Source organism: Kitasatospora sp. NPDC057518, assembly GCF_042802075.1.
Classification (GTDB): Bacteria; Actinomycetota; Actinomycetes; order Streptomycetales; family Streptomycetaceae; genus Kitasatospora.
This window is the reverse complement of sequence record NZ_JBHVEU010000793.1, coordinates 1-1398: the sequence shown is the minus strand read 5'-3', so window position 1 is coordinate 1398 and position 1398 is coordinate 1. Positions and strand designations below refer to the sequence as shown.

At 72.6% G+C, this 1398-nt stretch carries 1 protein-coding gene; it reads right to left on the bottom strand.

The annotated features are described in order from the left end of the window. Positions 1-42: 42 nt before the first annotated feature. Entirely contained in the window at positions 43-1212 is a 1170-nt protein-coding gene (locus ACFU7Z_RS39440; protein WP_380782986.1) for a hypothetical protein, read from the bottom strand. Between the last annotated feature and the right edge of the window lie 186 nt (positions 1213-1398).

Genomic DNA, 1398 nt, shown 5'->3' with positions numbered 1-1398 from the left:
GCATCCACGGCGGTCCGGGCCCGCGGTCCGGGGCGGGATCCCTCAGTCCGTCGGTGGCCGCTCGATCAGCTTCTGCTGCCGCCTGGCCTGCTTGGCGGCCTTGCGGTCGGCTTTGGTCATCGCGCCGGAATCCGTGCCGGCGGGGGCGTCGACGGCCGCCGGGGCGGTGCCGGAGGGGCTCGCCGGTTGCGCCGGGGGCTCGGCCTTGGACTTGCGCAGACTCTTGGCGACCCTCTCCAGGGTCCGTCCGATCTCCCGGAGGCGCTCCCACTCCTCGGGCTCGAAGTCGCCCGTGTGGTCCTTCCGGTAGCGGCCCAGTTCCTGCGTGAACTGGGCCGCTTTCTTCAGGCCGTGGTGGATGAGCTCGTCGTTGTCCGCGTTCTCGGCCAGTACGTCCGCCAGTTCCCCCTCGGCGGTGATCTGCGAGTGGAGGGTCAGCAGGTCACGGGCGTCCCTCAGCCGCTTCTCCGCCAGGACCTCTCCCTCCTTCTCCTTGCGCATGGCGAAGGCGGTCACCTTGTCCGTGAACAGGCGCAGCGGCGCCACGACCGTCAGGGGGACCCGGGCGGAGCTCTCGTGCACCTGCATGTCCCGCGTCTCCGTGGGCACTTTGCCCAGCGTGACGCTGACCTCGGCCCCGCCGAACGTGCCCTTCACCGTCGTGCCGTTGGCGTCCGTGCCCGCTTCGTCCTGCAGCAGGGCTTCGAGGTACGCGACGACCTGCCGGCGCAGCTCCGGGTCCTGGCCCTCGGGGTCGGCGATGTGGAGCCGCAGATCGAGGTCCTGGACGGGCCGTGCGGCCTTCAGCGCGGCCACCCCGCCTCCGCCGCCGATGCTCAGGTGCAGCCCGCTGAGACCCAGCCGGTCCTTGACGTCGTCGTTGATGACCCGTTCCAACGTGGCCGCGACGCCCAGCCGGAACTCGGATTCGGCGTCGGTGTCCGATCCGCCTTCGGCGCGCTGGACGGCGGCCGGAGGACGGGCCGGGACGTGGCCGACGGTGTGTCGGTGCTGTTCGGGCCGGGCCTGGGAGTGGCCGACCTGGGAGTGGCCGGTCTGGGATCGGCCGGCCTGGCGGAGCATCTGGACGACCGCGGCGTTGCCGACCGTGGCCTGGAGGCCGAGCAGCCGCGTGGGCGGGGCGGGGCTGGGCTTGCGGGCGGGGGTACGGCCGCCTGTCTCGGTGGCTCTGGTGGTCTCGTGATCGTGCAAGGAAGGCTCTCCACGGGCGCGGGGCGGTCGACTCCTCCTTGATACTGGGCGGGGGCGAACCAGTGCCAGGTACGGGCGGGCAGCAAAGGTTGCCCGGGCGGGCAACGCGCCGGTACGTGCGCGAACTCGCCTGCGGGGCAGGTGGCCACGACTCCGCCGAACAGTGGGCCCGGACCGCGTCCGGCG